This is a genomic window from Pseudomonas sp. RIT-PI-r, from assembly GCF_001297015.1.
GTDB lineage: Bacteria > Pseudomonadota > Gammaproteobacteria > Pseudomonadales > Pseudomonadaceae > Aquipseudomonas.
The window spans coordinates 143,414-169,871 of the sequence record NZ_LIGE01000022.1; the positions used below are offsets into that span (position 1 = coordinate 143,414).

A 26,458-nucleotide genomic window follows, 5' to 3' on the forward strand; every position below is an offset into this window, starting at 1 on the left:
ACTCTGCGTACACTGCAAATTACTTTGGGAGCTGCGGTTCGACGATTCGACTTGCCAGCGATGGCGGCCTGGCAGCCAACATTGATGGGTGCCGGTACTGGATGTGTCTTGATCAGACCAGAACAGCCAGATCGGTGTAACGGGCAACCAAAGCATCAGCCGTGAGCAACTTCATCGGTTCAGTCATTGCTGTGGCCACGATAATGCGGTCAAACGGATCGCGATGATGGTGCTCAAGATCCTTCACGGCAATGGCGTGCTCTGCAGTCACTGGCAGTTCAATAAAGCCACTGTCGAGACAATATTGGCGGATTTCTTCCAGATCAACATTAAGCTTGCCGAGCCCGACCTTGATCGCCATTTCCCAGAAGGTGGCGGCGCTGATGTAGATTTCGGCGGCGTTCTCAATCAATTTTCTGGCTTTGCCGGACAGTCTGGCGTCATCACTGAGCGTCCAGAGCAAAATGTGCGTGTCGAGCAGAAGCCTCATGCTTGAGTACCCTCAAATGCATCAAGCATGTCATCGGGCAATGGTGAGTCGAAATCGTCGGGCAACACCAGTTTGCCCTTCATTGCGCCAATACGCTGAGCGCTGGGTTTTCCTACGGGAACGAGGCGAGCCATCGCCCGCCCATGCTTGGCAATCGTGATGACTTGGCCAGCAGCGGCATCATCGACGAGTTTGGATAAATTGTTTTTGGCTTCAGCCAGCGGAACGATGATCATCAGCTCACCCCTGTATTCTGGACAAATATAGCCAGAATATTTCAACGCTGCCAAACCATAGACTTCTTCAGCCCATTCGCAAACGATATCCCTGTTCATTTTTAGCCTCTCGTCGGTATTCCATCTGCCAAGGCCTCCACCATAGAGCTATCTACTCAAAACTGGCTGTAGGACAAAACGGAGGTTGCGGCGAGAGCTTTCGGTGTTTGTGTGGGGACGGGAGCAAATCGTTAAAAAATCGTACAAAAATGACGACCGACACGATGTCCGAAAATCGATGTAGGAGCTGCCGCAGGCTGCGATCTTTTGCTCTTGTTTTAAATCAAGATCAAAAGATCGCAGCCTGCGGCAGCTCCTACAGGGATGATTCGGGGGTGGGGAAGCCCAATCGGAACACGGTCAGCGCCCCCGGCAAGCTCTTAACCTCCGCCACACCCTGATGCAGGCTCATGATCGAGCGCACGATGGCCAACCCCAGCCCGGTGCTGCCCTGCGAGCGCGAGCGGCTGCTGTCGACGCGGTAGAAGCGGTCGAACAGATGTGGCAGGTGTTGCGCCTCGATCCCGACGCCGGGGTTGCTGACCAGCAGGGAGGCCTGGGTCGCACCTTGTTCGATCAGCAATGTCACGGTTTTCCCGTTCGGGCAGTGGCGCAGCGCATTGGACAGCAGATTGGAAATAGCTCGCTGAATCATCAGCCGATCGCCCATCACCTGTGCGCTGCCAATGACATTCAAATGGATCTGCTTATCCTGCGCCGACAACGAAAACATCTCGGCGACTTTCGCGACTTCAATCTCCAGCGCCACCGATTCAAACGGCGCCAGCGCAGACGGATGACTCACCTGCGCCAGAAACAGCATGTCCGAAACAATCCGCGCCACGCGCTCCAGCTCCTCGGTGCAGGACACCAGCACATCCTTGTATTCCTCAACCGAGCGCTCGCGGGAAAGCGTCACCTGCGCCTTGCCCATCAGATTGTTGATCGGCGTGCGCAACTCATGCGCCAGATCGTCGGAGAACTGCGACAACTGCTGCACCCCGGCGTCCAGCCGATGCAGCATGAAGTTGATGCCCCGCGCCAGTTCACTCAACTCCTGCGGCATGTTTACCACGGACAATCGATGGTCCAGATCCTGGGTCGAGACCATCGCAGCCACTTTGCGAAATTCACGCAGCGGCGCGAGCCCACGCTGCACCGCACCCCACGCGGTGAGGCCGATAAACACCAGCAACAGCGGCAAGGCAATCAGTGTCGAGCGCAGATAGGCACTGAGCAAGGCCTGATCGTGGGCGTTGTCCATCGACAGCAGCACCGGCACGCTGCTGCCATCCTTGAGGCGAATCAGCTTCGACACGGTGAGGAATTTCGCTCCCTCAGCATCAATGCTGTCGGAGTAGGCCAGTTGATCAGTGGTCGCCCGCACCGCCTTCAATTCAACCCGTGGATCGCTCAAGCCGCTGCCGGACTTGAGCAGCGGCGAACGCAAATTCAAGCGGTCATAAATCGTCAGCGTGAGGTTGTCATGCCCCATCACCTGATCGAGCAGGATGTGCGGTTTACCGCTGATTTCATTGGCGTCTACGTACAGCGACAGGCTGTGCTCAACCTGCGCCATCTTCTTTTCCAGGCTGTCCCGAGACAGCGCATTGAGCTCATGGGTCAAGGCGAAATAGGCGAGGATCGCCAAAAACACCACCAGCAGCGCACCGAGAATACTCACCGTCAGACCCAGGCGCATCGACAGGCTGGCCGGCTTCATTCCCGCGCCTCCAGCACGTAGCCGACACCGCGCAGGGTGTGGATCAGTTTGCTGTCGAACGGGTCGTCGATCTTCGCTCGCAAGCGGCGTATCGACACCTCGACCACATTGGTGTCGCAATCGAAATTCATGTCCCACACCAGCGAGATAATTTGTGTGCGCGTCAGTACTTCGCCGGACTGGCGCATCAGCAGATGCAGCAGGGCGAACTCCTTGGTGGTCAGGTCGATACGCTGCGCACCACGAAACGCGCGGTGGCGGCCGGGATCGAGTTCCAGATCAGCGACTTTCAGCACCTGCGGCACCGGGATGTTTTCGCTGCGGCGCATCAAGGTGCGCACCCGCGCCAGCAGTTCGGGGAACTCGAACGGCTTGACCAGATAATCGTCGGCGCCGAGATCGAGGCCGCGAATCTTGTCGGCCAGACGCCCTCGCGCAGTCAGCATCATCACCCGCGTGGCATGGGTGCGGCGCAGTTGTTCCAGTACGCCCCAACCGTCCAGTTCGGGAAGGTTCACATCGAGAATAATCAGGTCATAGGTCTGTTGTTGCGCCAGGTGCAAACCATCGGCGCCGGTGGCGGCGAGGTCAACGACATAACCACTTTCGGTCAAACCCTGATGCAAGTATTCGGCAGCTTTAAGCTCGTCCTCGACGACAAGGATTCGCATGATCTATCACCACTTATATTTAATGGGTATTTAATTTAGGTGACTGGGAAATTTATTGTTTTTGTAAGGTCTTCCGGACGTTGTTCAATAACGATAAGAAGCCCCTCACCCTAACCCTCTCCCAGAGGGAGAGGGGACTAAACGAGGGATGCTTCAGAACTGCACCGACGTGGAACATCTTTACGGAATCCATAGTCGACTTGATTTAACAGGTCGATGGAAAGTGTCATACACCTCGGTCGGCTCCCTCTCCCTCTGGGAGAGGGCTGGGGTGAGGGGAGTGCGGACGATAAAGGTTGTAGTGGCTACAGGGTCAACCACCCAGCGCTTTAAAACGCTGCTCTGCGACAGTCGGTCGCAGCACAAACCATAAAATCCCCATCAGTTTGATTCCGGCAAGTGCAATTCAGCAGATAACTACCGTGTTTTTGTTTCGATGTATTTCGATAAAACCATTTGCACTTCGCATCCTAGAGCAAAACAACTTCTGCAAACCGTGGATAACGGATTTGTAATGTTTCAGTCACCTTGTCGATAAGTTCAAAACCCTACCGTGGCGGCATCAAAGGTTCTTCACTAAAGGAAGTCTTCCATTGCCCGGTTTAATTGAACGGACGGCGCGATCACGCCTGCAAAAAGCCGTCAGCGGCATGCTCTTGTTGGCCAGTGCGAGCCTGGCCAGTGCCTCGACCCTGACCCTCGATCAAGCCCTGCAAGGCGCCTTCGCCAACAACCCGGATTTAGCCGCTGCGCAATGGGAAATCGGCATCGCCGAAGGTGACCGCCAACAGGCCGGCCTGATCCCCAACCCCGAAGTGTCGTGGGAAGCCGAAGACACTCGCCGCGAGTCGCGCACGACCACGGTAATGCTCAGTCAGCCGATCGAACTGGGCGGCAAACGCGGTGCGCGCATTGATGTCGCCAGCCGCGCGCAGGACGCCGCCGGCATCGAATTGGAGCGCAAGCGCAATGCCTTGCGCGCCGATGTAATTCAGGCGTTCAACAGCGCGCAAACCGCGCAACAACGCTTGCAGCTGTCGCGCCAGTCGCTGCAATTGGCCGAGCACGGTTTGCGTGTGGCGCAGGGGCGAATCGAGGCGGGTAAATCGTCGCCGGTCGAAGGCACGCGAGCACAAGTGCAGCTCTCGGAAGTGCGCCTTGAATTGAGCCGCGCCGAACGCGATCAGGCCACCGCGTACCAACAACTGGCGCAGGTCATGGGCGCGCCGTTGCCAACGTCGACGAAGGTGCAGGCGCCCACGCAAAGCATGCCGGCCGTTCCACCACCGACAAGATTGCTCGAGCGTCTGAACGAGACCGCCGAACTGCGTCTGGCCAAGTTGCAGATCGATCAGCGCGAAGCATCGCTGGGCCTGGAAAAGTCCCAGCGCATTCCCGACCTCACCGTGAGCATCGGCAGTCAATACAGCGAAACCGAGCGCGAGCGGGTCAACGTGGTCGGGCTGTCGATGCCGATTCCGTTGTTCAACCGCAATCAGGGCAACGTGCTGGCGGCGGCGCGTCGAACCGATCAGGCGCGGGACTTGCGCAATGCCACCGAACTGCGTTTGCGCACCGAAATCCAGACCAGTCTAGAGCAATGGCAGACCGCCAACGGCGAAGTCACCGCGTTCAACCAGACCATCCTGCCCGCCGCGCAAAGTGCGGTCGACAGCGCCACGCGCGGTTTTGAAATGGGCAAGTTCGGCTTCCTCGATGTACTCGACGCCCAACGCACACTGATCGCCGCGCGCAGCCAGTACATCCAGGCCGTCAGTGAAGCCACCGACGCCCGCGTTCGCATCGAACGGATCTTCGGCGACCTCAGCGTCCGCCCTTGAATTTCACTTTTCAGACAACTGCGCGCAGGTACGGCGCAGAGGAGTTTCCATGGATAAAAAACTGATGGTGGTCGCGGTGGCGACGTTGGCGCTGGGCATTGGTATCGGCTCGCAGTGGTCAGGTAACGCAAGCATCGACGCGCATGCCGACGACGCTTCCGAGCATGCCGATCACGCTGAAGAAGGTGCAGCGGCTGAACATGCCGAAGAAGGGCATATCGAATTGAGTGCCGAGCAGATCACGGCTGCCGGTATTCAACTCGCCGAAGCAAAGGCGCAGAACATCAACCGCGGCCTGCCGTTCCCCGGCGAAGTGCGCTTCGACGAAGACCGCACTGCCCACGTCGTGCCACGCGTGCCGGGCGTGGTCGAGTCGGTGGCAGTCAACCTCGGGCAAACGGTGAAGAAGGGCCAGTTGCTGGCGGTGATCGCCAGTCAGCAGATCTCCGATCAACGCAGCGAGCAAGCCGCCGCGCAACGTCGTTTGGCCTTGGCGCGTACCACTTATGAACGGGAGAAAAAACTCTGGCAGGACAAGATTTCTGCCGAACAGGATTTCCTCCAGGCGCGCCAGGCACTGCAAGAAGCCGAAATCGCCGTGAGCAATGCGCAGCAAAAGATCAGCGTGCTCAGCGGCAGCGTGGTCGCCACTGGCGGCAACCGCTACGAATTGCGCGCACCGTTCGATGGCGTCGTGGTGGAAAAACACCTGACGCCGGGCGAAGTCGTCGATGAATCCACGGCGGCCTTCACGCTCTCGGATTTGTCGCGGGTGTGGGTGACGTTCGGCGTTTCACCAAAGGATCTGAACAAAGTGCAGGTGGGCAAAGCGGTGACCGTCAGCGCCCCGGAATTGAACGCGGAAGTGGTCGGCAGCGTGGCCTATGTCGGCAGTTTGCTCGGCGAGCAAACCCGCACTGCGACCGTTCGCGTCACTCTGGAAAACCCGCAAGGCTCGTGGCGTCCCGGCCTGTTCGTCACTGCGCTGGTCGCCACCGACAGCCGCGAAGCCAAAGTTGCCGTGCCGGAAACCGCGATCCAGACGGTAGAGGACAAACCCACCGTGTTCGTGCGCACCGATGACGGCTTCGAAACACGAACGGTGGCGTTGGGCAGCCGTGCGGACGGCCACGTGGAAATCACCCAAGGGCTGGAACCGGGCGCGCAAGTCGCCAGCGCCGGCAGCTTCGTCCTCAAGTCGGAACTGGGCAAAGCCTCAGCCGAGCACAGTCATTGATTGCGGAAGACTCCCATGTTCGAACGCCTGATCCAGTTTGCCATCGAGCAGCGCATCATCGTGCTGCTCGCCGTTCTGCTCATGGCCGGCCTCGGCATCGCCAGTTATCAGAAACTGCCGATCGACGCCGTGCCCGACATCACCAACGTCCAGGTACAGATCAACACCGGCGCCGCCGGGTTCTCGCCGCTGGAAACCGAGCAGCGCATCACTTTCCCGATTGAAACCGCGATGGCCGGTCTGCCGTCACTCGAACAGACCCGATCGCTGTCGCGCTCCGGCCTGTCGCAAGTGACAGTGATCTTCAAGGACGGCACCGACCTGTTCTTCGCCCGCCAATTGGTCAACGAGCGCTTGCAGATCGCCAAGGAGCAATTGCCCGAAGGCGCGGAGGCGGTCATGGGGCCGATTTCCACCGGCCTCGGCGAGATCTTCTTATGGACGGTGGAAGCCAGGGAGGGCGCACTGAAGGACGACGGCACAGCCTACACGCCGACCGATCTGCGGGTGATTCAGGACTGGATCATCAAGCCGCAATTGCGCAACGTGCCGGGCGTGGCCGAGATCAACACCATCGGCGGTTTCGCCAAGGAATACCAGATCGCGCCGGACCCGAAACGGCTGGCGGCGTACAAGCTCACGCTGACCGATCTGGTCACCGCGCTGGAACGAAATAACGCCAACGTCGGTGCCGGTTACATCGAGCGCAGTGGTGAGCAATTGCTGATACGCGCTCCGGGGCAAGTGGCGAGCACCGAGGACATCGCCAACATCGTCATGGCCAATGTCGACGGCACACCGATCCGGGTGAAGAACGTCGCTACGGTGGAAATCGGTCGCGAACTGCGCAGCGGCGCGGCCACGGAAAATGGCCGGGAGGTGGTGCTCGGCACCGTATTCATGCTGATCGGCGAGAACAGCCGCACTGTTTCGCAAGCGGTCGCCAACAAGCTGGAACAGATCAATAAATCCTTGCCCCAAGGCGTGATTGCCGTGCCGGTGTACGACCGCACGCACCTGGTCGACAAAGCCATCGCCACGGTGAAAAAGAACCTCATCGAAGGCGCGATTCTGGTCATCGCGATTCTGTTTCTGTTCCTCGGCAACATCCGGGCGGCGCTGATTACCGCCATGGTGATTCCGCTGTCGATGCTGTTCACCTTCACCGGGATGTTCAGCAACAAGGTCAGCGCCAACCTGATGAGCCTCGGCGCGCTGGACTTTGGCATCATCGTCGACGGCGCGGTGGTGATCGTCGAAAACACCCTGCGAAGGCTGGCCCATGCGCAGCAGCATCACGGGCGTTTGTTGACCCGTGCCGAGCGCTTCAAAGAGGTGTTTGCGGCGGCGAAAGAAGCGCGACGCCCGCTGATTTTCGGCCAGTTGATCATCATGGTCGTGTACCTGCCGATCTTCGCCCTGAGCGGTGTCGAAGGGAAAATGTTCCACCCGATGGCGTTCACCGTGGTCATCGCTTTGCTTGGCGCGATGCTGTTGTCGGTGACCTTTGTGCCGGCGGCGATTGCGCTGTTCGTGACCGGCAAGGTCAAGGAAGAAGAGGGCGCGGTGATGCGCGGCGCACGTCGTGTGTATGCGCCGGCGCTGGCGTGGGTGATGTCCCATCGCGCCGTTGCTGTTGGCGCGGCGCTGGGGGTGATTGTGCTCAGCGGCGTACTCACCAGTCGCATGGGCAGCGAGTTTGTGCCGAGCCTCAGCGAGGGTGATTTTGCGCTGCAAGCGCTGCGCGTGCCGGGCACCAGCCTGACGCAATCGGTGGACATGCAGCAACGCCTGGAGACGTTGATTCTGGCGAAAATGCCGGAAGTCGAACGCGTCTTCGCCCGTACCGGCACGGCGGAAATCGCTTCTGACCCGATGCCGCCGAATATCTCTGACAGCTACGTGATGCTCAAGCCGAAAGAGCAGTGGCCGGATCCAGGCAAATCCCGCGAAACCTTGATGGCGGAACTGCAAACTGCTGCGGCGACGTTGCCGGGCAGCAACTATGAACTGTCGCAACCGATTCAGTTGCGCTTCAACGAGCTGATCTCCGGTGTACGCAGCGATGTTGCGGTGAAGGTCTTTGGCGATGACATGGAGGTGCTCAATGCCACGGCGGCGAAGATTGCCGCAGCGATGCAGAAGGTCGATGGCGCCTCTGAGGTGAAGGTCGAGCAAACCACCGGGTTGCCGGTGCTGACCATCAACATTGATCGCGATAAAGCCGCGCGTTATGGGCTGAACGTCGGTGATGTGCAGGACACCATTGCCGTCGCGGTGGGTGGACGGCAGGCGGGGACGTTGTATGAGGGCGATCGGCGTTTCGACATGGTTGTGCGTTTGTCCGATGCCATGCGCAAGGACATCGACGGCTTGGCGGCGTTGTTGATTCCGGTGCCGGCGGTGACTGGCGCGGCGAATCAGATCGGCTTTATTGCGCTGCAAGAAGTCGCCAGCCTCGACCTGGTGCTCGGCCCGAATCAGGTCAGCCGCGAGAACGGCAAGCGTCTGGTGATTGTCAGCGCCAACGTGCGCGGGCGTGATATCGGTTCATTCGTCAGCGAGGCCGGCGCAGTGATCGAACGTGATGTGCAGGTCCCGGCTGGTTACTGGACCAGTTGGGGCGGGCAGTTCGAACAACTGCAGTCAGCGGCCAAGCGTTTGCAGATTGTCGTGCCGGTGGCGTTGCTGCTGGTGTTCGGCCTGCTGTTCATGATGTTCAACAATCTGAAGGACGGCTTGCTAGTGTTTACCGGGATCCCGTTTGCGTTGACCGGGGGCGTCATGGCGTTGTGGGTGCGCGATATTCCGCTGTCGATTTCGGCGGGGGTCGGGTTTATCGCGTTGTCCGGGGTGGCGGTGTTGAACGGCTTGGTGATGATTGCGTTTATTCGCAATTTGCGTGAGGAGGGGCGGTCGCTGTCGGATGCGATTCACGAAGGTGCTCTCACTCGTTTGCGGCCAGTGTTAATGACAGCACTGGTGGCGTCGCTGGGGTTTATTCCGATGGCGCTTGCCACCGGCACCGGCGCCGAAGTGCAGCGGCCGCTCGCTACCGTAGTGATCGGCGGAATCCTCTCCTCGACGATTCTCACACTGCTGATCTTGCCGGCGCTCTACCAACTCGCCCATCGCCGGGATGAGGACACCGTTCCATCTGAATAGGTAATCCCCCCCGTAGGAGTGAGCCTGCTCGCGATAGCGGTCTATCAGTCAGATCTACATTGACTGACCCACCGCTATCGCGAGCAGGCTCACTCCTACAGGTTTTGTGTTCGACTTCAGAAGAGGGCCCGGGAGATAACGGATATGTAATTTCCCCGCCACCGTCACGAAAGGTGCGCCTTGTTACCTTGATCCCGTCAGCTACTTAAACGAGGAATCAAAGATGAAACTTGCCCAACTCAGTGCTTTCGCAGTCGCTCTGGTGATCTCTTCCGTGGCCCTGGCCGAAGGCGGCGGCGACCGTACTTTCGAGCGGATGATGACCAACAACGACCGTTCCATGGAGCTGTTTGTCGCCAAGGAAAAAGCCGCCGGCAACCCGGTTGTCGTCACTGACAAGAAAGACGACAAAACCCGCGATCTGTAAGCCTGCTGCACCTGAACAAGCCCTTCATCGCGCATCGATGCCGGGCTTTTTTTACGCCCGGACGGGAAGGAAATGGATATGAAATTACTCAAGTTGATCGCATTCGCCGCTGTCATGGCGATGTCACTGAATGTGCTGGCTGAAGGCGGTGGTGACCGCACCTTTGAACGCGCGCTCAGCGCCAACAGCAAAGCCATGGAACAGTACGCTGCCAATCAGGGCAAAACGCCGCCGGTGGTGAAGGATTACGAATACGGCATGAAGCTGGACGTGGTCAAAGTGGTGAGCGTGGTGAAGCCGCAGCCTGGGTGCAAAGTGGTGCCCACCGCGATGACCTACGAGGATTCCAAAGGCCAGATCAATACCATCAAGTACAGCGTGATGGGCGTGTGTCGGAACGGCGGCAGCTGAAATCTGTAAAGTCTAAACGCGGTCCCCTGTAGGAGCTGCCGAAGGCTGCGATCTTTTGACTTTGATGTTAAAGATCAAGATCAAAAGATCGCAGCCTTCGGCAGCTCCTACACGTTCTGTGCGCGGGAGACTTCGAGTCTGTCGGGTTTGCTCAGTTGCCCGGGTTCCAATCTGCGTACAGCTGCCACCCTTTCGCTTGGAACCGAAAGGGCCAGCTCCACTTTCAAGCTGAGTAAAACCTTATGAAAAAGCCAACCCCAAATCCCCTAGAAACAGACGCAATCCCCGACGCCAACTCAACATCCCCCTACGCCTCCGTCGACACCCGAAAACTCCACGAAGCCGCCGACCGCGCCCTCGACTTCTAGCTCAAACCGTCGGCCGCCATCATGTCCGCACCGTACATCCCCAACCAGATGTTCCTGGTCAATCCCAAAGCCGACACCGAATCATTACTGGCCAACGCCAGCGAATCCCTGGCCTCGGCCACAGTGATGCTCGGCGACTTCGCCGCGCTGTTGGGCGGCACCCATCGCGAGACCCTGCTGGGTATCGCTCAGGTCGTCATGCTCGGCGAACTGGCGGTGAACGAAGCACTGGATAACGTCGATGTCCACCGCATAACCCTTGTAGGAGTGAGCCTGCTCGCGATAGCGTCGGTACAGCCAACATCTTCATCGACTGGCCCAGCGCCATCGCGAGCAGGCTCACTCCTACAGTTGACCGAGTGAAGTCCAGACATAAAAAAAGCGTCCCGAAGGACGCCAAAAGATTCACCTCTTACCAAAGGAGCAAGGAGCTTCTAAAGGTGAATTTGCATCAACCGCGCAATCAAAGAATCGCCAACGGATACTCGACAATCACCCGCACTTCATCCAGATCCGACTCGAACGCCGTGGCGCGGGTGGTGGCCTGGCGCAAGCGCAGTGACAGGTCTTTCATCGAACCGCTTTGCACCACGTATTTGACTTCGATATCGCGCTCCCAACGCTTCTGATCGGTCAGCGGATTGCCCTCGGCATCGCGGCGCATGTACACCGCGTTGGCGTTGGAATAGTCGGCATCCGTACCGCGCGCGTAACGGGTCATGAACGACAAACCCGGTACGCCGTAAGTGCTCATGTCGAGGTCATAACGCGCCATCCACGAACGCTCTTTCGGCGAGTTGAAGTCGCTGTACTGGATCGAGTTGTCGAGGAATATCGAATCGGACTGGCGCAGGTAATCGAAGTCGTCATTGCCGTTGTTGCGCTGGTGGGAGAGGGCGACCGAGTGGGCGCCGAGCTTCACGCCAATGCGCCCGCTCCAGATGTTGTTGTCGAACTCGCCGAGCAGTTGTTTGCCCTCGTCGACGGCCTTGTAATAGTTCAGGCCACCGAACAGCGACACATCATCGGACAGTGGATAGGTCCAAGCGGTACCGGCGTAATACTGATTCCACGCGTCTTTGAGGCGACTGGAATAGAGGCTGACGCTGAGGTTCTTGTTCAGCGCATAGTCGCCGCCGCCATAAGCAATCCACGGTGAGTTGACCGGTCCGGCGTAGAACGTCGCGAAGTTTTCACGCAGGTCGCTGGACACCGGCTGGCTCATTGCATGCAGTCGCCCCCCCTGTACCGACAGACCTTCGATGCTGGTGTTGGTCGCCGTTACACCGCGAAAGCTTTCCGGCAGCAAGCGTGAGTCACCTGCCGCGACAACCGGGTTGGCCGGGAATACATCGCCGATCCTGAGCACCGTATCAAACGCCCGCACTTTTGCCGCACCACCGACCTTGGTGTATTCATCCCGCGCCTCGCCGTCGCTGTTGACCGGTAGCACATCAAACGAGCTGCGACCACCATTGCGCCCGTCGCCGGTGTCGAGCTTCAAGCCGATCATTGCAAATGCATCAACACCCACCCCGACGGTGCCTTGAGTGAAGCCGGATTCGAACTTGCCGATCAGCGCATGTGCCCAGGCTTCTGAATAGCCATTGCCTGTAGGGCTGGACTGGCCGTTGCGGTGATCTCGATTGAAGTACAAGTTGCGGTTGAGTAGCGTCAGGCTGCTGCCTTCGATAAAGCCTTCCGGCTTGTCCTCCGCCAACACTATGGATGGTGCGCAACCAGCCACTACCGCTAATGCGGCCATCGACATTCTTGAATTGTTAACCATCATTCACTCCTGAGGTTGGGCAGAACGGGAACGTGCTTCGGCGTGGGTTTTATTGTGCGGCGGGCAAGGCAAGGGCCGCCGGGATGGTCGCCGGGTGACATCGTTGCAGGCTGCTGATAACGCCAAGGTGATGAGGGCGTTACAATTTCGTCATGTGCAGGTGTATCGATTCAGATCCGCCAACCCGAAAATGTGGCGAACGCGCAGGGCGACAAACGGTCGATAGTGGCCACTGAATCAACACGGTTTTACCCGGTCGTATGGGCGGCTGCGCGCACCGCGTCCCGAAGGTGAGGGCGTGGGCAGCGCGGCCGATTCCGTCGTCAAGACCTTGGTTTTAGGGATGTGTTGAATGAAGCGCGCAACAACGATGCTGCTGACTGTGACCGCCGCCGTATTGCTCGGTGGCTGTGTCGCGGATTTTGATGATGACCACCGCCATGGCCGGCATTACGACCGCGATCACGGGCGCAATTACGATCATGATCGACGCTGGGACGACCGCGATGACCGCCGCGATGGCCGTCGTTACTATCGTGATCGGGATGATGACTGATTGATTGACCGGCCAGAGGGCGTTCCCGTCAAGGAACGCCCTTTGTCATTGCCTCTCAATTAAAAATGAGCGCTCGCCTGGACGCTGGATCGCGCAGGCCTTGAGGCCTCGATGTCCAGCAAATGGGTGGCGAGAATGTCGCTCAGAAAGCGGAATTGATCGTTGATGCCGACCACTTCATTGCTGAAATGATTGCTCGCAGCAGGCATCAGCAGATCGTCGAAATCTTCGTTGAACACCAGCGCCTGAGTCTTGTGCGATACGGCGTGCTGATCGTAATAGTTGCTGCCGAACACCGGGAAACTCACGGAGAGTGTGACGTGGGTGTGAATCATGTTGTGAACTCCTCGTTGTGTCTCGGATGGGGCAATCGTGCCTTTCGTTGGCTGCGAGCGGAAGGCATTCGTGGCGATGGTGAATATCGACGGCAGTGATGGTCCGGGTATTTGTGGTGAATTTTCTGGCCCCATCGCTGGCAAGCCAGCTCCCACAGGGATATGTGTTGTAAACACAATCTCATTCACAACATGGGGCCCTGTGGGAGCTGGCTTGCCAGCGATGAGGCCGGTACATCCAACATCAGGCTGAATTGACCCACCTATACTCAAATCTGCATCCTCCCAATTTGAAGGAAACCCCTACCGTGAATCCGCGTGCGCTGCTCGTCGCCGCCCTGTTGCTGCTGGCCGGTTGCGCCACCTCGGCGCGGGCACCGGTGTCAGCGCCGCAAGCCGTGTTCGTCTCGCCGCAGACCTGGCAGCAGATCGACCGCGAAATCGTCAGCGCTTCGCAGCAGTCCACCGAGCAGGTCAAGCTGTTCGCCCGTGGCTCGATGGAACATTGGCGTACTCGCGTCTATCAGCAAACTGAAGAAAATTTCATCCCGTGGTTCAGCAGCTACTGGACCCAGGAATGGCTGTCGATGAAGGTCAGTTGGTACACGGTCAGCGCTGGCGGCGAACAGGATGCTTCAGCCAAGCGCCTGGCGGCGTATCTGCTTGAGCAATATCAGGAAAGAGTGCTGGCGCCGGTGGCGGTGGAGATCGACCCGGACGCGATCCTCGGACAGGCCACCGAGTTTTATACGCAACTGATGGCCAAACAGATGCCGCTCATCGCCCAGCGTCACGGCGTGCCGGTCGCGCAACTCAACGGGCATTTGCAGAAGATCCCGGCCATCGCCCTCGGCCCGCCGCCGGCACGGGATGCGTCGCTGCTGCAAGTCATCAGCACCGCGCCGTTGAACACCTTGCCGGCGTATGCCGCGCTGATCGACAAGATCCACACCGAGGGTGGCGCCAAGGGCATTGCCTCGACGGATGCCGGCATGGCCCCGGTGGCCAAGCGTGCCAGCCAGCGGATGGAGGCGGAAATGGCCCCGCGCGGGGCTGCCAGTGCGGTTGCCGCCGCTGCAGGTAAATTGGCTGGCGGGCTGATTTCGGTGGGTGTGGCGGGCATTCGCGCGATTATCCAGGCCAATGATCGGCCCGACAGCGAAGCGTTGATCCGCAGCAGCCTTGGCAGCACCTTCGACAAAGCCTGGCTGAAACTGGTGCAGAACCCGACGACTGGCGTCATGGCCGGCACATTGCACATGGCCGGGCAGGTTGAGCGCAATCTGGGTGAGGGCGATGAGCCGTCGGTCGGGTTGGGTGTGAATCATGTCGAATGGCAACCGCCGCAATCGACCAGTCAGCAGATCGAACCCAACGTACAAGGAGAATGATCATGGCTTACATCGATATTTTTGTGGCGCCGGTGCCGACTGCCATCGTGAGCAGTACAAAAAACACTGCGATATCGCGGCGAAACTGTTCAAGGAATACGGCGCGCAGGACGTGGTGCAGTGCTGGGGCGATGACGTGCCGGACGGCAAAGTCACGTCATTTCCGATGGCGGTCAAACTCGAGGAAGGCGAAACGGTTTCGGCTGGTTGGCTGATCTGGCCGGACAAAGCCACCCGTGATGCCGGCATGGCAAAAATGATGGAAGACCCGCGCATGCAACCGGACGTCAACCCGATGGGGTTTGACGGCCAACGGATGATCTTTGGCGGCTTTAAAAACATCCTCGAACCCTGAGGCCAGCGCAAATCTCTTGTAGGCCTTCGTCTGCTCACGATGGCGCTTGCACATTCAAATCGTCATTGACTAACACACCGCTATCGCTGGCAAGCCAGCTCCCACAGGTTTTTTGTGAAGCCAGCAATGGTGGGCGCACCGCACGACCTTGTGGGAGCTGGCTTGCCAGCGATGGCGTCTGCACATTCAACACCTCATTGGCAGACCTGCCGCCATCGCGAGCAGGCGAAGGCCTACAGGTATTGTGTTCACTCCGATGTGGGGGTGATACGGCAGCTTTTGCGCTCGCGGATCTGCTCGTCCGTCGGGCGTTCGCGGACGAATTCAAAGCGCGGCTCACCCTCGCTGTAGTGCACCAGCCAGCCCCATTCCAGTTCCTTTTCATCCTGCCCGGGTTGCGGCGGTCGGGCCCACCACGGTTCTTTGCTGAGGATCTCGCGCATGGCGGCCTCCGGTTTGATGGCAATCCTTGAACTATAGCTGCCTGTCGCGAGTCGTCAGATCAGGCTGTGTAGAATCCGGCAGGTCACGATGAACAGGGGAGCAGGGCCATGACCGATGAAACAAAGCGACTGTTTTTCGCCCTCGATTGCCCTCCGGTGCAACGCAAGGCGATTGCACAATGGCGAGCAGAGCTGGGCTTGCGAACCGGCAAACCGGTACCGGCCGACAATTTTCATCTGACGCTGCTGTTTCTCGGCGCGGTGCCATTGGCGCAGATCAACGAAGTCTGCGAGGCCGCCGGCCAAGTGCGTACGCCGGGTGAGGCGTTGAAGATTGCGCTGGATCGCTTGCAGGTCTGGCATCGCGCCGGGGTGTTGTCGCTGGCGCCGGAGCAGGCGCCGCAGGCGTTGTTGCGCCTGGTCTATGCGCTGGAGCAGGCGATGTTGCCTTTTGGCTTTGAAGAGACGCCTCGCGAGTTTCGCCCGCATCTGACGCTGGCCCGTGAGTACCGCGCGCCAGAGCCGGAATCCGCTACGCCGCCGGAGTTTCTTCTGCGCGCTGAACGCTTTGCTTTGTTCGAATCACACAAGGGCCGCTATCGGATTCTGCAAGACTGGCCGCTGATCTGAAGGTACAAAAAAAGGCGCCCGAGGGCGCCTGAGAATTCACCTGAACCGAGGGAGCCAGGTGAGGCCGTTCATAGCAGGGTGCAGCGGTGGTAAGGCGCTGCGTGAACGGGAAATTTTTACACTGATCGTTCCCACGCTCTGCGTGGGAACGCCTCTTGTGACGCTCCGCGTCACGCTTTGGGACGCAGAGCGTCCCGGACTGCATTCCCACGCGGAGCGTGGGAACGATCATCGGCTCACTTACCGAGCTTCACCCGGGTCCAGCCACGGGTCATGATCCGCTGGGTGGCAATCGGCTGATCCGGCACCGCATACAACGTCGCCATCACCGCATCTGTCGGGTACGAACCCGGGTCGTTGCGAATGGCTTCATCCACCAGTGGCGTCGCCGCCGCGTTGGCGTTGCTGTAGCCGTTGCTGTTGGTGATCTCGGCGATGATGTCCGGACGCATCAGGAAGTCCATGAACAGGTAGGCGTTCTCGACGTTGGCGGCATCACGCGGGATGGCGACCATGTCGTAGAAGCTGCCGGCGCCTTCCTTGGGAATGCTGTAGTCGATCACCACGTTGTTGCCCGATTCCACCGCGCGGGCCTTGGCCTGCAGCACGTCACCGGAGTAACCGACCGCGACGCAGATGTTGCCGTTGGCCAGATCGGAGATGTACTTGGAGGAATGGAAATACGCCACATTCGGGCGGATCTTCATGAACAGCGCCTCGGCTTCCTTGATGTGCGCGGTGTCCTTGTCGTTCACCGGGTAACCCAGGTAGTGCAGGGCAGCCGGGATCATTTCCGTCGGCGAGTCGAGGAAACTGATGCCGCAGGCTTTCAGTTTTTCAGCGTTTTCCGGTTTGAACAGCAAGTCCCAGGAATTGGTCGGGGCGTCGGCGCCGAGCACTTCCTTGACCTTGGCCGGGTTGAACCCGATGCCGATCGAGCCCCACATGTACGGGAACGCGTGGGCGTTGTCCGGATCACTGGCGGCGGCGTTTTTCAGCAGCACCGGGTTGAGATTCTTCCAGTTCGGCAGCTTCGATTTGTCCAGCGTCTGATAAACGCCAGCCTTGATCTGCTTGGCCAGGAAACTGTTCGACGGCACGACCAGGTCATAGCCGGATTTGCCCGCCAGCAAGCGCGCCTCAAGGGTCTCGTTGCTGTCGAAAACGTCGTAGGTCACGCGGATGCCGGTCTCGTCTTCGAACTTCTTGACGGTGTCCGGCGCGATGTAATCTGACCAGTTGTAAACACGCAGCACCTTGTCGTTGGCCTGGGCGCCCATGACGATTGCGCCCATTAAGGACAGTGTCAGCAGAGTCCTGCCAAACATTTTCATCGGTACAACTCCATTCTTCTTATTCAAAAACACAAAGCCAAAACTCGGTTAACAGCGCCTGCTTATGTAGGAGCTGTCGAGTGAAACGAGGCTGCGATCTTTTGATCTTCAAAAACAACGTCAAAAGATCGCAGCGTGCCGCGGCTCCTACAGGGTTATGCGGTGGCGGCTTGTTGCGGTTGCTGCCACGACTCATTCGCGGTTTGATCCATCGCTTCCTGAATCGCTCGTTTGCGGTTGGCTTCTGCCTTGCGGCCGAAGTACCAGACCAGGAACGTCACCAGCGACACCGCCAGCAGAATCAGGCTGGCCACGGCGTTGATTTCAGGCTTCACGCCCAGACGCACGGCCGAGAACACTTCCATCGGCAAGGTCGTCGAACCCGGCCCGGAAACGAAGCTCGCCAACACCAGGTCATCCAGCGACAGGGCGAACGACATCATCCCGCCCGCCGCCAGCGACGGCGCGATCATCGGAATGGTGATCAGGAAAAACACCTTGAACGGTTTCGCACCGAGGTCCATCGCCGCTTCTTCGATCGACAGATCCAGCTCGCGGAGGCGGGCGGAGACTACCACCGCGACATAAGCGGCACAAAACGTGGTGTGGGCGATCCAGATGGTGACGATGCCACGCTCCTGCGGCCAGCCGATCAACTGCGCCATGGCCACGAACAGCAGCAACAGCGACAGACCGGTAATCACTTCAGGCATCACCAGCGGCGCGGTCACCAGACCACCAAACAGCGTACGACCCTTGAAGCGCGTTACACGGGTCAGGACGAAAGCGGCGAGGGTGCCCAACGCCACTGCAGCAATCGCGGTGTAGCAAGCGATTTCCAGCGAGCGCACCACCGAGCCCATCAGCTGCGTGTTGTCGAGCAAGCCGACGTACCACTTCACCGACCAGCCGCCCCACACGGTCACCAGTTTGGATGCGTTGAACGAGTAGATCACCAGAATCAGCATCGGCAGATAAATGAACATCAAACCGAAGATCAGCATGAACTTGGAAAAATTGAAGCGTTTCATCCCCGCGCCTCCATTTCTTTGGCCTGACTGCGGTTGAACAGCAGAATCGGCACAATCAGGATCAACAGCATCACCACTGCCAGCGCAGATGCCACCGGCCAGTCGCGGTTATTGAAGAACTCTTGCCACAGCACGCGCCCGATCATCAGCGTCTCCGGGCCACCCAACAGTTCCGGAATCACGAACTCACCGACCACCGGAATGAACACCAGCATGCAGCCGGCAATAATTCCGTTCTTCGCCAGCGGCACGGTGATTTTCCAGAAGTTGTTGAAGTTGCTCGAGCCCAGATCCTGCGCGGCTTCCAGCAAGCTACCGTCGTGCTTCACCAGGTTGGCGTACAGCGGCAACACCATGAACGGCAAATACGCGTACACGACGCCGATATACACGGCAGTGTTGGTGTTGAGGATCTCGATCGGGTGATCGGTCAGCCCCGTCCACATCAGAAACGCGTTGAGCAGACCGTTGTTGCTGAGGATGCCCATCCACGCGTAAACGCGGATCAGGATCGCCGTCCAGGTCGGCATCATGATCAACAGCAGCAGGACGTTTTGCGTTTCCTTGCCGGTCTTGGTGATCGCGTAAGCCATCGGGAAACCGATCAGCAGGCACATCATCGTGCTCAGCGCCGCGACCTTCAGCGAACCGAGGTACGCCGACAGGTACAGCTCGTCTTCGCCGAGCATGGTGTAGTTGCCGATGTTGAGCAGCAGCTGGAATTTCTGTTCGGCGTAGGTGTAGATCTCCGAGTACGGTGGGATCGCCAGTGCGGCTTCCGAGAAGCTGATCTTCATCACCAGAAAAAACGGCAGCATGAAGAACAGGAACAGCCAGATGAACGGGATGCCGATCACCAGTTTTCGCCCGCTGGGCACCAGGCGCAGGAATTGCTGATTGAAGGTTTTCATGAGCGCAGTACCACGCCGCTGTCGTCTTCCCACCAGACGTAGACCTTGTCGTCCCAGGTCGGACGCGCGCCACGGCGTTCGGCGTTGGCCATGAACGACTGGACGATTTTGCCGCCGGGCAATTCGACGTAGAACACCGAGTGACCGCCGAGGTAGGCGATGTCATGCACCTTGCCTTCGGACCAGTTGTAGCGGAACTCGGGTTGAGTGGTGCTGACAAGCATTTTTTCCGGACGGATCGCGTAGGTGACCGACTTGTCCTGCACCGAAGTGCTGACGCCGTGACCGACGTAGATCTTCTGCTGCAAGTCCGGGCTGTGGATGATCGCGTGACCTTCAAGGTCTTCCACCACGGTGCCGTCGAAGGCGTTCACGTTGCCGATGAACTCGCAGACCATGCGGCTGACCGGTGCTTCATAAATGTCGATCGGGCTGCCAATCTGCGCGATCCAGCCGAGGTGCATGATCGCGATGCGCTCGGCCATGGTCATGGCCTCTTCCTGGTCGTGAGTGACCATCACGCAGGTCACGCCGACGCGTTCGATGATCTGCACCAGCTCCAGTTGCATCTGCGAACGCAGCTTTTTATCCAGCGCACCCATCGGCTCGTCGAGCAGCAACAGCTTCGGACGCTTGGCCAGCGAGCGGGCGAGGGCGACACGTTGACGCTGACCGCCGGACAACTGGTGCGGGCGGCGTTTGGCGTATTGGGTCATGTGCACCAGGCGCAGCATTTCATCGACACGGGCGTCGATTTCGCTGGCGGGCAAACGGTCTTGCTTGAGGCCGAAGGCGATGTTCTGCGCGACGGTCATGTGTGGGAACAGCGCGTAGGACTGGAACATCATGTTGATCGGCCGCTCGTACGGCGGCATGTCGGTGATGTCCACGCCGTCGAGCAGAATCCGCCCTTCGGTCGGGCGCTCGAAACCGGCGAGCATGCGCAGCAGGGTCGATTTGCCCGAACCGGAGCCACCGAGCAGAGCGAAGATTTCGCCCTGATGGATCTCCAGGGACACATCGTCCACGGCCACGGTTTCGTCGAACTTCTTGGTGACACGATCGACTTTCACCAGCACCTTTTTCGGTTGCTGATGACCTTCAAGTGCCTTCCTGTAAGTGCTGGAGGCGTTTGCCATGTGAAACTCCCAACAGGTTTCGTTCGCCGGGCCAATGTGGCCGGGCTTAAGTGGATTGCAAGCCTGTACGGGATGCCTGTCAGCTATGGCGCAGAACCTGTGGGAGCGAGCCTGCTCGCGAATACGGAGTGTCAGTCGACATCATTGTTAGCTGATACACCGCTTTCGCGAGCAGGCTCGCTCCCACAGGGGAAATGCGTTTACCTGACTGGCATTACCCGTACCGATCCGGCTTGTTCGGCGCCGCCGTCCTGGCTGCCTGGGTCGTACTTGTTGTTATTACGGGTGTTGTTGTTCACGGATGACGGATGCGCGCAGGCACACCCGACGTCCGTGGGGGCAGTAAATCGTTACGTATTCTTGGGTTGGATCAGCGCTGGTTGCGCCGCGCCGCCCGTTGTCGGCAAGCCGCGCCGAATGCCTGGAAAATCTTCAGGTAGTTCGGGTTGTCGAGCACTTGCCATTCCGGGTGCCATTGCACGCCGAGGGCGAAGGTCGGGCTGTGCTCGACCGAGACCGCCTCGATCAAACCGTCCGGCGCCACTGCTTCGGCACGCAGGCCGGGGGCGAGGCGGTCGATGCCCTGGCTGTGAATCGAGTTGACCTGGAACTCGCCCGGCAACTCCAGCGCTTCGAACACGCCGCCGGCCAATACCGTCACGGCATGGGCCGGTGCGTATTGCACGGCCACATCCGGGCTATCGGCTTCACGGTGATCGAGCATGCCCGGCAGCTCATGCACCTTCTGATGCAGGCTGCCGCCGAACGCCACGTTCATTTCCTGGAAGCCACGGCAAATGCCGAGCACCGGAACGCCCGCCGCGATGGCTGCACGCAATAGAGGAAGGGTGGTGGCATCCCGCGCCGGATCGTGATCCGTGCCGGGAGCGCTGGCCGGGCCTTGATAGTGGAAGGGTTCCACGTTCGAGGGCGAGCCGGTCAGCAGCAGACCGTCGAGTTGACCGAGCAGGTCTTCGATTTCAGTCAGGTTGCCAAGGGAAGGAATGACCACTGGCAGCCCTTCAGCGCCAACGCTGACAGCACGTACGTACTTGTCGCCGCTGATGTGATAGGGGTGCAGGCCAATCTGTTTGACGCACGCAGTAACGCCGATCAATGGCTTGAATGCCATTTTTATTCACCTCGAAGTTTGACACTTGAACGAGCTTTTCCGGAGCTTAGCCTCGTTGATTTTAATTAACAACTGCCATGTAAAAAATTCTAAACGCCGCTCATCATATCTTCATGATTCTCGGGGCTCTGGCGCCTGTATTGGCACGCAAGTGTTAAAAAAAGCCCGAAAAATAAACCCTGAGCGGCCATCTGTTCGCTATTGACTTCACTTTGCCGTTCGGGTTGACTGGCTCGGCGAAACAGCAGTGAACATAATAATTAACAGCTAAATAGGTGCATCATGTCGGTCCCTCTGCGTACCGTTCAACTCAACGAAGCAAACGCATTCCTTAAGAAATATCCTGAGGTTTTGTACGTCGACCTTCTGATTGCGGATATGAACGGTGTGGTGCGCGGCAAGCGCATCGAACGCACCAGTCTTCATAAGGTTTACGAGAAAGGCATCAACCTGCCGGCCTCGCTTTTCGCCCTCGACATCAATGGCTCCACGGTGGAAAGCACCGGCCTGGGTCTGGACATCGGCGACGCCGACCGCATCTGCTACCCGATCCCCGGCACGCTGAGCATCGAGCCGTGGCAGAAGCGCCCAACCGCACAACTACTAATGACCATGCACGAAATCGAAGGCCAGCCGTTCTTCGCTGACCCGCGTGAAGTGCTGGCCAACGTCGTACGCAAATTCGATGACCTCGGGCTGACCATCTGCGCAGCATTCGAACTCGAGTTCTATCTGATCGATCAGGACAACGTGAACGGCCGTCCACAATCGCCACGTTCGCCGGTGTCCGGCAAGCGTCCGGTGTCGACTCAGGTCTATCTGATCGACGATCTCGACGAATACGTCGATTGCCTGCAAGACATCCTCGAAGGTGCGAAAGAGCAGGGCATTCCGGCTGACGCGATCGTCAAGGAAAGCGCCCCGGCACAGTTCGAAGTCAACCTGCATCACGTCTCCGACCCGATCAAGGCGTGCGACTACGCCGTCCTGCTCAAGCGTCTGGTGAAGAACATCGCCTACGACCACGAGATGGACACCACCTTCATGGCCAAGCCGTATCCGGGCCAGGCGGGCAACGGTCTGCACGTGCACATTTCGATCCTGGACAAAGAAGGCAACAACATCTTCGCCAGCGAGGATCCCGAGCAGAACGCCGCACTGCGTCACGCGATCGGCGGTGTGCTGGAGACCCTGCCTGCGCAAATGGCGTTCCTCTGCCCGAACGTCAACTCGTACCGCCGCTTCGGCGCGCAGTTCTACGTACCGAACTCGCCGAGCTGGGGCATCGACAACCGCACCGTTGCGGTACGTGTGCCAACCGGTTCGGCCGACGCCGTGCGTATCGAGCATCGCGTGGCTGGCGCTGACGCCAACCCGTACCTGCTGATGGCTTCGGTGCTGGCCGGTATTCACCACGGTCTGACCAACCAGATCGAGCCGGGCGCTCCGGTCGAAGGCAACAGCTACGAGCAGAACGAACAGAGCCTGCCGAACAACCTGCGTGACGCATTGCGCGAGCTGGACGACAGCGAAGTCATGGCCCGCTACATCGACCCGATGTACATCGACGTGTTTGTCGCGTGTAAGGAGAGCGAGCTGGCCGAGTTCGAAAACTCGATCTCTGACCTTGAGTACAACTGGTATCTGCATACGGTTTGATTGGCTGAGGCCCTCAAAAGCTGAAGAGCCCCTCACCCTAACCCTCCCGAAACGTCGGACCGCCCCGAGGGAGAGGGGACTGACCGGGTTGTATCGATATATCCGGCGACCTGAACGATCCAGTCGATTATGGATTCGGCAAAGATTTTTCAGGTCGGCGGAGATTCTGAGCATCCCCGAATCGGTCCCCTCTACCCCTGGGAGAGGGCTAGGGTGAGGGCAGCTATCCCAAGCCAGACATCGCAGCCAGACAACACCCCCAATCCCCCTTGTCGAGCCACAACAATGACAACGACCCGCAACGACTGGGAACAACGCTTCCAGTCCCTGACCATCGAAGCCCGCGCATTCATCAACGGTGAATACCGCCCGGCCATCAGTGGCGACACGTTTGAATGCCTGAGCCCCGTCGACGGCCGTTTCCTCGCCTCCGTGGCCAGCACCGATGAAGCCGACGCCAACCTCGCCGTTGAAGTCGCGCGCCAGTCTTTTGAATCCGGCGTGTGGGCGAAAAAAGCCCCGGCCGAGCGCAAGCGCATTCTGATCCGCTTCGCCGATCTGATCCTGCAGAACCAGGAAGAACTGGCGCTGCTGGAAACTCTCGACATGGGTAAACCGATCAGCGATTCGATGAGCATCGACATCCCGGCGACCGCCAACGCGATCCGCTGGAGCGCCGAAGCCATCGACAAGATCTACGACGAAGTCGCCGCCACACCCCACGATCAACTGGGCCTCGTCACTCGCGAGCCTTCCGGTGTGGTCGCGGCCATCGTGCCGTGGAACTTCCCGTTGATCATGGCCAGCTGGAAGTTCGCCCCGGCGCTGGCAGCGGGCAACTCGTTCATTCTCAAACCTTCGGAAAAATCGCCACTGACCGCAATCCGCATCGCGCAGTTGGCGCTGGATGCCGGCATTCCGAAAGGCGTGTTCAACGTGCTGCCTGGCTTCGGTCACACCGTCGGCAAGGCGTTGGCGTTGCACATGGACGTCGACGTGCTGGCCTTCACCGGCTCCACGGCGATTGCCAAACAACTGATGATTTATGCCGGCCAAAGCAACATGAAACGCGTCTGGCTCGAAGCCGGGGGCAAGAGCCCGAACGTGGTGTTTGCCGACGCACCGGACTTGCGCGCGGCAGCACAAGCAGCGGCCGGCGCCATTGCCTTCAACCAGGGCGAAGTGTGCACGGCGGGTTCGCGCTTGCTGGTCGAGCGTTCGATCCGCGAGCAGTTCATTCCACTGTTGGTGGAAGCGCTGCAAGCGTGGAAACCGGGTCATTCACTGGATCCGGCGACCACCGTCGGTGCTGTGGTCGATCAGCGTCAACTCGACAACGTGCTGCGCTACATCAGCATCGGTCGCGAGCAGGGCGCCGAGCTGATCGCGGGCGGCCAACGCACCCTCGAAGAAACCGGCGGCCTCTATGTGCAACCGGCGCTGTTTGACGGCGTGACCAACGCGATGACCATCGCCCAGGAAGAAATCTTCGGCCCAGTGCTGTCGCTGATCACCTTCGACACCGCTGAAGAAGCGCTGCAGATCGCCAACGACAGCATCTTCGGTCTCGCCGCCGGCGTGTGGACCAGCAACCTCAGCAAGGCGCACACCTTCGCCCGTGGCCTGCGTGCCGGCAGCGTCTGGGTCAACCAGTACGACGGCGGCGACATGACCGCACCGTTCGGTGGCTTCAAACAGTCGGGCAACGGCCGCGATAAATCGCTGCACGCGTTCGACAAGTACACCGAGCTGAAAGCGACCTGGATCAAGCTCTGACTCTATTACAGCGGTGGTCGCCTTCTATTGGCGGCCCTCGGAGAAACGTATGAAACAGCAACACGTAAACAGCTACTACGCCGCCACCCGCAACGAAGTCATCGACTTCCCGGTTCTGGAAGAATCGGTCGAGTGCGATGTCTGCATTATCGGCGCCGGTTACACCGGCCTGTCCTCGGCGCTGTTCCTGACCGAAGCCGGCTACAAAGTGACGGTGCTGGAGGCGGCGAAAGTCGGCTACGGCGCCAGCGGTCGCAACGGCGGTCAACTGGTCAACTCCTACAGCCGCGACGTCGACGTGATCGAAGAGCGCTACGGCGACAAGACCGCGGAAATCCTCGGCAGCATGATCTTCGAAGGCGCCGATATCATCCGTTCGCGCATCAAGGAATACGACATCCAATGCGACTACCGCCCGGGCGGCATCTTCGCAGCGATGAACAAGAAACAACTCAACGGCCTGGCTGAGCAGAAGCGCGGCTGGGAACGTTATGGCAACCGCAATCTGAAGATGCTCGACGCGGCTGACATTCGTCGCGAAGTCGGTTCCGATGCTTACGTCGGCGGTCTGCTGGACATGCAGGGTGGTCACGTTCACCCGTTGAACCTCGCGCTCGGTGAAGCAGCGGCGATCACGCGTCTGGGTGGCAAAATCTACGAGCAATCCGCTGCCGTGGAAATCAAATACGGCGAGCCGAACATTGTGCGTACCGCCAAAGGCCAGGTCCGTGCCAAGTACCTGCTGATCGCCGGCAACGCTTACCTGCCACAAGGCCTCGACAACCGTGTGACCGCGAAAAGCATGCCGTGCGGCTCGCAGATCGTCGTCACCGAACCGTTGACCGAGAAACAGGCGCGCAGCCTGATCACCAACAACTACTGCGTCGAAGACTGCAACTATCTGCTGGATTATTACCGTCTGACTGCCGACAACCGTCTGCTCTACGGCGGCGGCGTGGTCTACGGCGCGCGTGAACCGGACGACATCGAACAACTGATCCGCCCGAAAATCCTCAAGACCTTCCCGCAGCTCAAAGACGTCAAAATCGACTACCGCTGGACCGGCAACTTCCTGCTGACCATGTCCCGCATGCCGCAATTCGGCCGCATCGAAAAGAACGCCTATTACATGCAAGGCTACAGCGGCCACGGCGTCACCTGCTCGCACCTGGCCGGCAAACTGATCTCGGAAATGATCCGTGGCGACGCCGAGCGTTTCGACGCCTTCGCATCGCTGCCGCATATGCCCATGCTCGGTGGCCGCACCTTCTCTGCGCCACTCACCGCCCTCGGCGCCGTCTACTACTCGCTGCGCGACCGCTTCGGCCTCTAGGTTACCTCCCCGGCGGCGGTCCCAAGACCCCGCCGG

The 26,458-nt window shown here is 59.2% G+C and carries 23 protein-coding genes and 2 pseudogenes; 13 read left to right on the forward strand and 12 right to left on the reverse strand.

All coding sequences use genetic code 11. The annotated features are described in order from the left end of the window. Positions 1-112: 112 nt before the first annotated feature. The 4 genes from AK821_RS08740 to AK821_RS08755 all read right to left on the reverse strand — a co-directional run bounded on the left by AK821_RS08740 (position 113) and on the right by AK821_RS08755 (position 3,159). On the reverse strand, positions 113-490 hold the full coding sequence (locus AK821_RS08740) for a type II toxin-antitoxin system VapC family toxin (RefSeq protein ID WP_064389299.1): 378 nt from the start codon (positions 488-490) through the stop codon (positions 113-115). Beyond that, positions 487-825 carry a type II toxin-antitoxin system Phd/YefM family antitoxin gene (locus tag AK821_RS08745; protein WP_224789363.1) on the reverse strand — a complete coding sequence of 113 codons (339 nt, stop codon included), beginning with the start codon at positions 823-825 and terminating at the stop codon, positions 487-489. The genes AK821_RS08740 and AK821_RS08745 overlap by 4 nt, the downstream gene beginning before the upstream one ends. A 256-nt stretch (positions 826-1,081) precedes the next feature. Continuing rightward, complete coding sequence (locus AK821_RS08750; protein WP_064389300.1) at positions 1,082-2,488, reverse strand: heavy metal sensor histidine kinase; 1,407 nt, start codon at positions 2,486-2,488, stop codon at positions 1,082-1,084. Further along, positions 2,485-3,159, reverse strand: coding sequence for a heavy metal response regulator transcription factor (locus tag AK821_RS08755; RefSeq protein ID WP_064389301.1), 675 nt, complete (start codon positions 3,157-3,159; stop codon positions 2,485-2,487). The genes AK821_RS08750 and AK821_RS08755 overlap by 4 nt, the downstream gene beginning before the upstream one ends. A 593-nt stretch (positions 3,160-3,752) precedes the next feature. Between AK821_RS08755 and AK821_RS08760 the strand changes: the two genes are divergently transcribed. The 6 genes and pseudogenes from AK821_RS08760 to AK821_RS08785 all read left to right on the forward strand — a co-directional run. Next, the gene (locus AK821_RS08760; protein ID WP_064389302.1) at positions 3,753-5,000 is read left to right on the forward strand and encodes a TolC family protein; all 1,248 of its coding nucleotides are present in this window, start codon (positions 3,753-3,755) and stop codon (positions 4,998-5,000) included. A 49-nt stretch (positions 5,001-5,049) separates the two neighbouring features. Then, complete coding sequence (locus AK821_RS08765; protein WP_064389303.1) at positions 5,050-6,237, forward strand: efflux RND transporter periplasmic adaptor subunit; 1,188 nt, start codon at positions 5,050-5,052, stop codon at positions 6,235-6,237. Between the two features lie 15 nt (positions 6,238-6,252). Continuing rightward, the gene (locus AK821_RS08770; RefSeq protein ID WP_064389304.1) at positions 6,253-9,402 is read left to right on the forward strand and encodes a CusA/CzcA family heavy metal efflux RND transporter; all 3,150 of its coding nucleotides are present in this window, start codon (positions 6,253-6,255) and stop codon (positions 9,400-9,402) included. 223 nt (positions 9,403-9,625) lie between these two features. Beyond that, a complete protein-coding gene (locus tag AK821_RS08775) occupies positions 9,626-9,829 on the forward strand; it encodes a co-regulatory protein PtrA N-terminal domain-containing protein (protein WP_064389305.1) in 204 nt (67 codons plus the stop codon). Between the two features lie 78 nt (positions 9,830-9,907). After that, positions 9,908-10,240: a DUF2790 domain-containing protein gene (locus AK821_RS08780; protein WP_064389306.1), complete on the forward strand. Its 333-nt coding sequence runs from the start codon at positions 9,908-9,910 to the stop codon at positions 10,238-10,240. 242 nt (positions 10,241-10,482) lie between these two features. Further along, a pseudogene (locus AK821_RS08785) lies at positions 10,483-10,851 on the forward strand (DUF6124 family protein); the annotation flags it as partial. A gap of 220 nt (positions 10,852-11,071) precedes the next feature. Here AK821_RS08785 and AK821_RS08790 read toward each other — a convergent pair. Next, complete coding sequence (locus AK821_RS08790) at positions 11,072-12,397, reverse strand: OprD family porin (RefSeq protein WP_064389307.1); 1,326 nt, start codon at positions 12,395-12,397, stop codon at positions 11,072-11,074. Between the two features lie 352 nt (positions 12,398-12,749). Here AK821_RS08790 and AK821_RS08795 point away from each other — a divergent pair, with 352 nt between their 5' ends. Next, positions 12,750-12,953, forward strand: coding sequence for a hypothetical protein (locus AK821_RS08795; protein ID WP_007918829.1), 204 nt, complete (start codon positions 12,750-12,752; stop codon positions 12,951-12,953). Between the two features lie 59 nt (positions 12,954-13,012). Here AK821_RS08795 and AK821_RS08800 read toward each other — a convergent pair whose 3' ends face one another. Then, positions 13,013-13,288, reverse strand: a complete 276-nt coding sequence (locus AK821_RS08800) for a hypothetical protein (protein ID WP_064389308.1) — start codon at positions 13,286-13,288, stop codon at positions 13,013-13,015. Positions 13,289-13,596: 308 nt separating this feature from the next. On the opposite strand from AK821_RS08800, the gene AK821_RS08805 reads away from it, so the two are divergent. Next, the gene (locus AK821_RS08805; protein WP_064389309.1) at positions 13,597-14,679 is read left to right on the forward strand and encodes a hypothetical protein; all 1,083 of its coding nucleotides are present in this window, start codon (positions 13,597-13,599) and stop codon (positions 14,677-14,679) included. Positions 14,680-14,681: 2 nt separating this feature from the next. Further along, positions 14,682-15,034, forward strand: a pseudogene (locus tag AK821_RS08810) (DUF1428 domain-containing protein). A 248-nt stretch (positions 15,035-15,282) separates the two neighbouring features. On the opposite strand, the gene AK821_RS08815 reads toward AK821_RS08810, so the two are convergent. Next, positions 15,283-15,477, reverse strand: a complete 195-nt coding sequence (locus tag AK821_RS08815) for a hypothetical protein (RefSeq protein WP_064389310.1) — start codon at positions 15,475-15,477, stop codon at positions 15,283-15,285. Positions 15,478-15,585: 108 nt separating this feature from the next. On the opposite strand from AK821_RS08815, the gene thpR reads away from it, so the two are divergent. After that, a complete protein-coding gene (gene thpR, locus AK821_RS08820; protein WP_064389311.1) occupies positions 15,586-16,107 on the forward strand; it encodes an RNA 2',3'-cyclic phosphodiesterase in 522 nt (173 codons plus the stop codon). A 236-nt stretch (positions 16,108-16,343) separates the two neighbouring features. On the opposite strand, the gene AK821_RS08825 is transcribed toward thpR, so the two are convergent. From AK821_RS08825 to AK821_RS08845, 5 genes are all read right to left on the reverse strand, one after another. Beyond that, on the reverse strand, positions 16,344-17,441 hold the full coding sequence (locus AK821_RS08825; protein WP_064389312.1) for a polyamine ABC transporter substrate-binding protein: 1,098 nt from the start codon (positions 17,439-17,441) through the stop codon (positions 16,344-16,346). A gap of 155 nt (positions 17,442-17,596) precedes the next feature. Then, positions 17,597-18,472, reverse strand: coding sequence for an ABC transporter permease subunit (locus AK821_RS08830; RefSeq protein WP_064389313.1), 876 nt, complete (start codon positions 18,470-18,472; stop codon positions 17,597-17,599). Beyond that, positions 18,469-19,350, reverse strand: coding sequence for an ABC transporter permease subunit (locus tag AK821_RS08835; protein WP_177330943.1), 882 nt, complete (start codon positions 19,348-19,350; stop codon positions 18,469-18,471). The genes AK821_RS08830 and AK821_RS08835 overlap by 4 nt, the downstream gene beginning before the upstream one ends. Positions 19,351-19,379: 29 nt before the next feature. Continuing rightward, the gene (locus AK821_RS08840; RefSeq protein WP_064389315.1) at positions 19,380-20,522 is read right to left on the reverse strand and encodes an ABC transporter ATP-binding protein; all 1,143 of its coding nucleotides are present in this window, start codon (positions 20,520-20,522) and stop codon (positions 19,380-19,382) included. Positions 20,523-20,892: 370 nt separating this feature from the next. Further along, positions 20,893-21,654: a gamma-glutamyl-gamma-aminobutyrate hydrolase family protein gene (locus AK821_RS08845; protein WP_064389316.1), complete on the reverse strand. Its 762-nt coding sequence runs from the start codon at positions 21,652-21,654 to the stop codon at positions 20,893-20,895. 282 nt (positions 21,655-21,936) lie between these two features. Between AK821_RS08845 and AK821_RS08850 the strand changes: the two genes are divergently transcribed. The 3 genes from AK821_RS08850 (at position 21,937) to AK821_RS08860 (ending at position 26,422) form a co-directional block, all read left to right on the forward strand. Continuing rightward, the gene (locus AK821_RS08850) at positions 21,937-23,313 is read left to right on the forward strand and encodes a glutamine synthetase family protein (RefSeq protein ID WP_007918694.1); all 1,377 of its coding nucleotides are present in this window, start codon (positions 21,937-21,939) and stop codon (positions 23,311-23,313) included. A gap of 285 nt (positions 23,314-23,598) precedes the next feature. Further along, on the forward strand, positions 23,599-25,089 hold the full coding sequence (locus AK821_RS08855) for an aldehyde dehydrogenase (RefSeq protein ID WP_064389317.1): 1,491 nt from the start codon (positions 23,599-23,601) through the stop codon (positions 25,087-25,089). 49 nt (positions 25,090-25,138) lie between these two features. After that, entirely contained in the window at positions 25,139-26,422 is a 1,284-nt protein-coding gene (locus tag AK821_RS08860; RefSeq protein WP_064389318.1) for an NAD(P)/FAD-dependent oxidoreductase, read from the forward strand. Positions 26,423-26,458: the final 36 nt, after the last annotated feature.

Bases quoted from the DNA above. Each gene is read 5' to 3' on its own strand.
- AK821_RS08740 (WP_064389299.1), bottom strand. From the start codon at position 490: ATGAGGCTTCTGCTCGACACGCACATTTTGCTCTGGACGCTCAGTGAT.
- AK821_RS08745 (WP_224789363.1), bottom strand. From the start codon at position 825: ATGAACAGGGATATCGTTTGCGAATGGGCTGAAGAAGTCTATGGTTTG.
- AK821_RS08750 (WP_064389300.1), bottom strand. From the start codon at position 2,488: ATGAAGCCGGCCAGCCTGTCGATGCGCCTGGGTCTGACGGTGAGTATT.
- AK821_RS08755 (WP_064389301.1), bottom strand. From the start codon at position 3,159: ATGCGAATCCTTGTCGTCGAGGACGAGCTTAAAGCTGCCGAATACTTG.
- AK821_RS08765 (WP_064389303.1), top strand. From the start codon at position 5,050: ATGGATAAAAAACTGATGGTGGTCGCGGTGGCGACGTTGGCGCTGGGC.
- AK821_RS08770 (WP_064389304.1), top strand. From the start codon at position 6,253: ATGTTCGAACGCCTGATCCAGTTTGCCATCGAGCAGCGCATCATCGTG.
- AK821_RS08775 (WP_064389305.1), top strand. From the start codon at position 9,626: ATGAAACTTGCCCAACTCAGTGCTTTCGCAGTCGCTCTGGTGATCTCT.
- AK821_RS08780 (WP_064389306.1), top strand. From the start codon at position 9,908: ATGAAATTACTCAAGTTGATCGCATTCGCCGCTGTCATGGCGATGTCA.
- AK821_RS08790 (WP_064389307.1), bottom strand. From the start codon at position 12,397: ATGGTTAACAATTCAAGAATGTCGATGGCCGCATTAGCGGTAGTGGCT.
- AK821_RS08795 (WP_007918829.1), top strand. From the start codon at position 12,750: ATGAAGCGCGCAACAACGATGCTGCTGACTGTGACCGCCGCCGTATTG.
- AK821_RS08800 (WP_064389308.1), bottom strand. From the start codon at position 13,288: ATGATTCACACCCACGTCACACTCTCCGTGAGTTTCCCGGTGTTCGGC.
- AK821_RS08815 (WP_064389310.1), bottom strand. From the start codon at position 15,477: ATGCGCGAGATCCTCAGCAAAGAACCGTGGTGGGCCCGACCGCCGCAA.
- thpR (WP_064389311.1), top strand. From the start codon at position 15,586: ATGACCGATGAAACAAAGCGACTGTTTTTCGCCCTCGATTGCCCTCCG.
- AK821_RS08825 (WP_064389312.1), bottom strand. From the start codon at position 17,441: ATGAAAATGTTTGGCAGGACTCTGCTGACACTGTCCTTAATGGGCGCA.
- AK821_RS08830 (WP_064389313.1), bottom strand. From the start codon at position 18,472: ATGAAACGCTTCAATTTTTCCAAGTTCATGCTGATCTTCGGTTTGATG.
- AK821_RS08840 (WP_064389315.1), bottom strand. From the start codon at position 20,522: ATGGCAAACGCCTCCAGCACTTACAGGAAGGCACTTGAAGGTCATCAG.
- AK821_RS08845 (WP_064389316.1), bottom strand. From the start codon at position 21,654: ATGGCATTCAAGCCATTGATCGGCGTTACTGCGTGCGTCAAACAGATT.
- AK821_RS08850 (WP_007918694.1), top strand. From the start codon at position 21,937: ATGTCGGTCCCTCTGCGTACCGTTCAACTCAACGAAGCAAACGCATTC.
- AK821_RS08855 (WP_064389317.1), top strand. From the start codon at position 23,599: ATGACAACGACCCGCAACGACTGGGAACAACGCTTCCAGTCCCTGACC.
- AK821_RS08860 (WP_064389318.1), top strand. From the start codon at position 25,139: ATGAAACAGCAACACGTAAACAGCTACTACGCCGCCACCCGCAACGAA.